Source organism: Longibacter sp., assembly GCF_051155795.1.
Classification (GTDB): domain Bacteria; phylum Bacteroidota; class Rhodothermia; order Rhodothermales; family Salinibacteraceae; genus Longibacter.
This window is the reverse complement of record NZ_DAXETW010000030.1, coordinates 55329-62921: the sequence shown is the minus strand read 5'-3', so window position 1 is coordinate 62921 and position 7593 is coordinate 55329. Positions and strand designations below refer to the sequence as shown.

The 7593-nt window shown below is 63.8% G+C and carries 5 protein-coding genes; all 5 read left to right on the top strand.

The genetic code is table 11. The features are described 5' to 3' along the window. Window positions 1-230 precede the first annotated feature (230 nt). Window positions 231-1010 (top strand): alpha/beta fold hydrolase, encoded by a 780-nt coding sequence (locus ACFCU0_RS04220; protein WP_434972417.1) that lies wholly within the window; start codon window positions 231-233, stop codon window positions 1008-1010. Between the two features lie 150 nt (window positions 1011-1160). Further along, window positions 1161-1532: a hypothetical protein gene (locus ACFCU0_RS04215; RefSeq protein ID WP_434972416.1), complete on the top strand. Its 372-nt coding sequence runs from the start codon at window positions 1161-1163 to the stop codon at window positions 1530-1532. Window positions 1533-1823: 291 nt separating this feature from the next. Beyond that, window positions 1824-4193, top strand: coding sequence for a TonB-dependent receptor (locus tag ACFCU0_RS04210; RefSeq protein ID WP_434972415.1), 2370 nt, complete (start codon window positions 1824-1826; stop codon window positions 4191-4193). Between the two features lie 154 nt (window positions 4194-4347). Then, window positions 4348-4965, top strand: a complete 618-nt coding sequence (locus ACFCU0_RS04205) for a hypothetical protein (protein ID WP_434972414.1) — start codon at window positions 4348-4350, stop codon at window positions 4963-4965. A 204-nt stretch (window positions 4966-5169) separates the two neighbouring features. Next, a complete protein-coding gene (locus ACFCU0_RS04200) occupies window positions 5170-7593 on the top strand; it encodes a TonB-dependent receptor (protein ID WP_434972413.1) in 2424 nt (807 codons plus the stop codon).

Sequence of the window (7593 nt, the reverse complement as noted above, 5' to 3'; positions counted from 1 at the left end):
TTGCAGATGGAAAATTCAGGATTGAGCATTGAAGATTATGGAACTGGCGCGGGCCGTTGAACTGTGAACGCGCCGCCGCACCCACACCTCAGACCTCACACCCCAACCCCCCTAGCTCTTCACGGGCGGCTCATGGAGTGGGTGGAGCGAACGCGGTCTCATTTCGTTGGCCCGACTGTTGTCTACACCGAGTGGTCACCATCGCCTCCTCCCTGCAACTGCCTCGACCTATGGAGCTTCACTACGCGGAATACGGCAACGACGGACCGCCGTTGATCATCCTTCACGGTCTGCTTGGGGCTCATGGAAACTGGCACACCCTGAGCCGGACGCGCTTCAGCGAGCACAGCCACGTCTTTGCCGTGGACCAGCGGAATCACGGGGAAAGCCCGCATGCCGACCGGTTCGATTACGACGTCATGGCGGAGGACACCCGCGCATTCATCGACCGGCTCAACGCAGGAAGCGGTACCCTGCTGGGCCATTCCATGGGAGGAAAAACCGCCATGAACACGGCGCTTCGGTACGGGCGGGTCGTGGATCGACTGATCGTCGTCGACATGGCGCCGCGGTCCTATCCGCCGCTCCATCAGCCGATCATTGACGCGCTGCAGCAGATTGATCCCACCACATACGAAGACCGCTCCGCGATTGACGACGCGCTCGCGAAGGATGTCCCGTCGTTTGCGGTCCGGCAGTTTCTCTTGAAAAACCTGCACTACGACACCGGTGACGGAAAGTACCACTGGAAGATGAATCTGCCGGTGATCGCCAAAAACTATGATCGCGTCAATGAACCCGTGCGATCGGATTCACCGTTTGACAAGCCGGCGCTGTTCGTTCGCGGAGCCGACTCGACCTACGTACAGGACGACGACATGGATCGGATCCGAACACTGTTTCCGCAGGCCGAACTCGTCACGATTGAAGGTGCGGGCCACTGGGTGCACGCAGACCGCCCGGACGAACTCGCGGATACCGTGGACGACTTTCTTTCATCCACGAGATAAGAGCACCAGCGCGGTCCGATCACAAAGATGAAGGCTGGTGCGCAAGCTTCGGCGCTTCGATCGAGGTAGCGGATCGTGCGTTCCGAGACGGAACCTTACGACGGCCGGTGGCATTCAGCGTCACGTCTACTGATCCGCACGGTCCCGGCTATGTCTGAACACCTCCGGACATTTGGTGCTTACCTGCTGCTCCTGGTCTTCGGGCTGGGTGGGGCGATCGCACCGCATGTGCATACGGCATTCCACGCCGCTGAAGTGGCAGCCACCGTGCAGGAGCACGTCGATTGCGACGACGCCGTGCACGATCTCGACGGCCCCGTCGTGTCCGGGCACTTCCATATCGTGGATGCGCCCGACTGTACGATCTGCGCGACCACACATCTCCTCTCGGCCTTTGTCCCGAAGGCGGGCATCGCTGCTCCCTCGTTCGCCAAGGCCCTGTCGTTCCTCCCGGATCGCACCGTCCCGCTGATCCGGACCCTTCTGCTGGATATTCGCGGCCCCCCGTCTGCGGGTGCGTAGCTCACTTGTGTGACACGTGATGCCGCGTGGTCTTCCGTTTGCCGCCGCTCGAATGGAGCGCCGACGAGAGATCCGCCGCTGGCGATTCAGTAGCATCGACTGCAATGTCTCGAAACGTGACGCGTCGTTGCGTCCGGTCGTTGCGTCGAGTCCGAATGAAGCCCCTGCTACACCGGGTATTGTTCGCCACTGTCATCGTGTGAGTGCTGTCCGTTCTCCCGTCTGACTCTGTCCGGTTGGCGGTCCTTCGCCACCGGCATACGGGTCAGAGCTCTCTCGATCCGGTCCGCAATGCCTCGTACAGTAGGTTTCTACGGAGGAACGGTGCGTCGTTGCACGACCCCGTTGCTCGCCCTGCTTATCATCCTGTGCTTTCCGGCGAATACACTGGCCCAGACTATTTTCGGTCGGGTCACCGATGCCGCGGATGGCTCCGCCCTGCCGAATGTCAGCGTCGTCGTGCGCGGCACGTCGATGGGCGTGGCTACCGACCAGCGGGGGGAGTACGCCCTTCGGCTGCCGTCCCCCGGGCGCTACGAGCTGGTTGTGCGTCACCTCGGCTACGAAACCGTCCACCGAACCGTCGGCGTCGCGTACGCTGATAGCGTTCGGGAGAATGTCGCGATGGAGGCCGTCGTGATCGGGGGCGAGGAGATCGTCGTCAGCGCCCGGGCGCTCGCGGTCGCCGATGCGTCCCGATCCGTCGAGACGCTGAGCAGCGACGAGATGCGCCGGGTCCGGGGGCAGACCATCGGGGACGCGCTGAAGCACCTCCCCGGCGTGACCATGCTCAGCACCGGTCCGAGCATCGACAAACCCGTCATCCGCGGTCTGCATAGCGAGCGCGTTGTGCTCGTGAACCACGGGGTGCGTCAGGAGGGGCAGCAGTGGGGGAGGGAGCACGCCCCGGAGATCGATGCGTTTGCGCCGGTCGATGTCTCGGTGGTGAAAGGCGCCGCCGGTGTGGAATACGGCGCCGGGGCGATTGGCGGAGTCCTTCGGGTCGAGCCCCGGGCCCTTCCCGACCGCCCCGGGGTGGGCGGGAGCATCGACCTGGATGCGTTTACCAACAACGGCCAGGCGGCCGGTGCCTTGCTTCTGGAAGGAGCACGAACTGCGGGGGAGGGGACGTGGAGCTGGCGAACCCACGGGAGCCTCCGCGCGGCAGGCGCATCCCGTGCGCCCGACTACGTCATCGGGAATTCTGCCTTCCGGGAGGCCAACGTGCTTCTGGCGACGGCCTACCACCGGGATCACTGGCACGTGGACGTGATGGCGAGCCGATTTAGCAGCACCCTCGGCATCTTTTCCGGTGCCCACGTGAACACGGTGGAGGCGTGGGAGAACGTCGTCCAGCGGGAACGCCCGGCCATCGACTACCGCTTCACCTACGCCATCGATGCGCCACGGCAGGAGATCACCCACGACCTGGCTCGTGTCCGCGCACAGGGCGAGGTCGGCAGGGGCGTCCGGATGACGGTCCAGTATGGCATCCAGCGAAATCAACGCCGCGAGTTCGACGCACACAGTCCGGGCGGTGGGCCGCCCTCCGCGCCGGGCGTAGAGTTGTTATTGACGACGCACACAGCGGACATCGGTCTCCGGTCTCCGGTAATCGACGCCGCAGGTGGCTCGCTGCTGGTCCACGCCGGCGTGAGCGGGTTGAATCAGGGGAATGAGAACGGCCGCGCCAGCTACCTCATCCCGAACTACCGCGCCATTTCTGGAGGGACGTATGCCCGCACCACGTGGACGCGGGCCCCGTGGACGCTCGATGCAGGCGGTCGTCTCGACCATCAGTGGTCGCGCTCGTTCCCTCGAGACAACGGCGGGACGTCGTTCCTCGATCGGACCCATCCCTTCTGGGGCGGAAGCGGCATTCTCAGTGCCTCACGCACAGTCTCGAGCGACTGGACCGTCAGCATCGCCGCGTCGACCGCATGGCGCCCACCCGGCTTCAACGAACTGTACAGCGACGGCGTCCACCACGGCAGCGCCCAATACGAGGAGGGAATGCCCGGCCTGCGCGGAGAGCGCGCATGGGGACTGGACGCGACGGTCCGACAGGACGGCGACAGAACGCGGCTGCAGGTTGGCGCTTACGCCACCCGCGTGGATGATTTCATCGATCTGGTCCCGTCCGGACAGCCCAAGGTCACGATTCGCGGCGTGTTTCCCCTCTTCCGCTATCAGCAGCGGGACGCCCTGCTCCGCGGCGTCGACGGTCGCTTCGAGATCGACATCGCCGATCCCCTGACCGTCGGTGCGACGGCATCCGTGGTCCGCGGCACGGATCGGCAGACGCGTCTTCCTCTCGCCGATCTCCCCGCGGATCGTAGCACGCTCTTCGCCGACGTTCGCCTCCTGCACCGCCCCCGGGGAACCGCGCTTCGCTCGATACGGCTCCGCGTTGACGGGCACGGCGTCCGCCGGCAGACCCGCTTTCCCGAAGGCGTGGACTTCGCCCCGCCGCCGGATGGCTACACCCTCCTGGACGTGTCGCTTCGGACCGGCTGGTCGTGGAACGGAACGCCGATGTCGCTGCAGATCGGCGCGGAAAACCTACTGAACACACGCTATCGCGACTATCTGGACCGCATGCGCTATTTCACCGATGCACCCGGGCGCAGCGTTATGCTTCGCCTGCACATCGACGTCTGACCCCACATACGGATGATCTGGCACCTGTGCCTGGCCACGGAGAGCGACCGCCCCCCTCGCTTTCCGTGGGCAGGGACCGAGCCTGCCTCCTTCGAGGCAGGGGAATGACCTTCTGCCAGGTTTTTTTCATCCATCGCTCTCACCCGTACGACTCATGCCTTTCACGATTCGACGCAGTGCCCGACTTCTTCTCGTCCTGATGTTTGTGCTTCCATTCGCCGTCGCATGCGACAGCAATGAACCGGACGACAACGCCGGCGAGCAAGAGGTCATTTCCAATGTCACGCTCTCGTTCGATGACCCGACAGGGACTGCACCCAACGTCACCGCGGAGGCGGTTTTCGGCTCCGGTGGCGACCTGCAAACCGTCGAGACGATCGATCTCGCCAACGGCGTCACCTACGACGTGTCGATTGAGTTACTTGACCGCTTTAACAACGAAGACATCACCGAAGAAATCGAAGAGGAAGACGCAGAGCACCGCTTCTTCTATCGAGTGGAGGATGCTGAATCCGGCGGCAGCCCGGTCGACGGCGTGCTCGACATCTCCGGCCTCGACGCCGACGAGAATGGCGACGACCTGGGCCTGACCTTCACCGCCGAAACGCTCTCCGCAACGTCCGGCACGCTCTACCTCCGCGTGAAGCTCCGGCATTACGAAGAAAATGCCACGCTGCCGGAGGACAAGCGCAACGACACAATCGAAGCGCCTGAAGAGCCGGAGATCGTAGAAAACGATGTGGACTTCACCTATCCGCTGACGGTGAATTGACGCACCCGATGTTCTGCCGCACGGCCCGGGTCATTCGTCTTCGCCCGGGCCGACCGCGGACCTCTTCCACCTGCGGTGGTTGGGGACGAGAGCTCTCCGGATACCCGGCGGGGTTTCGTCTCGAACAACCGATTGATGTGCCACTCATGCGGGCAGGCATTGCCCGTGAGCGACGTTTTTTCTTCTCGAAATAAACCCTCTCAGATGCTGTTTAGCACTCGAATACGATTTATCCCATTTGCACTTCTTCTGCTTCTGTTCGCGGCCACGGCCCCCGACGCTTCGTCGCAGACCCGCGGCGCGGTGAAAGGGACCGTGTTTGCGGCAGATGGCGACCCGTTGCCCGGGGCCGAGGTCGTCGACCCGGCGCTGCAGCGGGGCACGACCACCGGTCCGGACGGGACGTTTCGCCTGGACAAGCTGCCCGTCGGAAAGCACAAACTGGAGATCCGGTTCATCGGGTACCAGACCGCCATTCGTACCGTGATGCTCGAGGCGGGCGAAACGGTCTCCATTGAAGTGACGCTCAAGTCGCGCGTCCTGGAGTCGGAAGGCGTGACCGTGACGGGCACAGCCCGGGCGCGCTCCACGCTTCGGGCGCCCCAGGACGTGGACGTCATCGCTGCGGAAGACCTGTCGGTCGATCGGAATGCCGCACTGGGCGACCTGCTCCGAGAAAATGTAAGCGGCATCTCGTCGATTCAGACCGGGTCGCAGGCCGGAAAGCCGGTGCTTCGGGGTCTCAGCGGCAATCGGGTCGTTCTGCTGAAGGACGGCATCGCCCAGGAATACTATCAGTTTGGTGTCCGTCACTTCCCCACGACCAACGCCAGTGAAGCGGAGCGAGTCGAGGTGGTGCGCGGGGCCAGCAGCATCCTGTACGGCTCCGACGCGCTCGGCGGGGCGGTCAACGTCATCACGAAGACCGCGCCGACGAGTGCAAGCGGTGAACTGGACGTCGGCGGCGCCGCAAGCACGCAGTATTTCTCCAACAACAATGAGCGTGCGGTATCGGTCGACCTCAGCGTGGCCGATGGAAATGTCGGCTGGCGCGCCGGCGCAGAGCGTCGAATCGGCGGCAACTTCCATACGCCGGAGGACGACACCTTCTTCGAAACCGGCACCGGTGGAACGTACGGCGACCCAAAGTACACCGGGGAAATTCCCTTCACCAACTTTGAGCAGTGGAGCGCCTACGCGCAAACCGGGGTTCAGGGCGACTTCGGGACGCTGCAGCTCTACGGCGACTACTGGGCCAACGCGCACAACTTCGTCCTGCCGACCGGTGGACCCGTGGGCAATGCGGGCAATCCCCCGGACGGCCTCGGGCAGAACCTCGAGCACAGCAACGTGATGATGAAGGGGAATATCGTAGCGGACGGCTTCGTGCTGAAGCCGCGGGTAAGCTGGCAGCGGTCGATTCGTCAGTCGGCGCCTCCCACGGGCGACGTCACCCTCTCGACGATTCGGGAGAATGGCGGCCTGGGCGGTTTCGACTATCCGCTGGATCTGAAAACCGACATTTACACCGCGCGCCTGGAGGCGGCTCACCCGGAGATCGGTTCCATGAGCGGCACCATCGGCGCGGAGGTGCAGCACCAGGACGCCGACACGCGAGGGCCAGCCGAACTCCAGCCCTCGGCACGGACGTGGAACGCCGGCGTCTTTTTCTTCGAAGACGTGGACCTGAATCCTGTCACGGTATCCTTCGGCGGCCGTGCTGACTATCGAACCGTGGAGGCCGTGTCGAACGAGCGAACCTCGGACCCCGACGCCCTCGAGAATGACTACTTTGTACTGTCGGGCTCGGTCGGCGCATCGTACGAATTTGCCGACGGGTATGCCCTGGCCACCAATGCCAGCACCGGCTTCCGGGCCCCGTCCATCTTCGAGCTGTACGCCAGCGGCGTGCATGGAGGTGTCGCCGCATTCCAGGTCGGCGACCCGGCTCTGGATCCGGAGCGCTCCTACAGCGCCGACCTCTCCCTCCGCGTCCGGCAAGACCGCTTGAACGCGGAAATGACAGCGTACGTGAATGCGATTTCGAACTACATCTATCTTGCCAATACGGGCGACAATCAGAATCCGGACGGCTCGGGCCTGCCGATCTACGCGGCCGCACAGACGGATGCCGTCATCCCTGGCATCGAAGCCAAAGTCGAAGCGAGCGTGCTTCCATGGCTGCAGGTCGGGGTGAATGCGGCGTATCTGGACGGCACCGGCGACGGGCTCGGCTCGGGCGGAGGCGACGGTGAGCTGCCGCTCCTTCCGGCCAACACGCTTGGCGGATTTGCGAAATGGCTACCGACCGGTCCAGGCATCCTGTCGAATCCATACGTCGAGCTGTCCGCGAAGCACGCAAACTCGAAGGATGCGGCCGGACGCTTCGAGCCGTTCTCGCAGTTCGATGGCGACTTCGGCCCGCCCTTCGGCACAGCCTCCACGCAGGCCTACACGATTGTCAACGCCAAAGCCGGCACGACGGTCGACGTGGGTGCCATGGTAACGCTGTCGGTCGAAGTGCGGAACCTCCTCGACGAAAGCTATCGCGACTTCCTCGACACCTACAAGGGCTACGCATTGTCGCCCGGGCGGGACGTCCGCTTTACGCTGTCAACACGCTTCTAA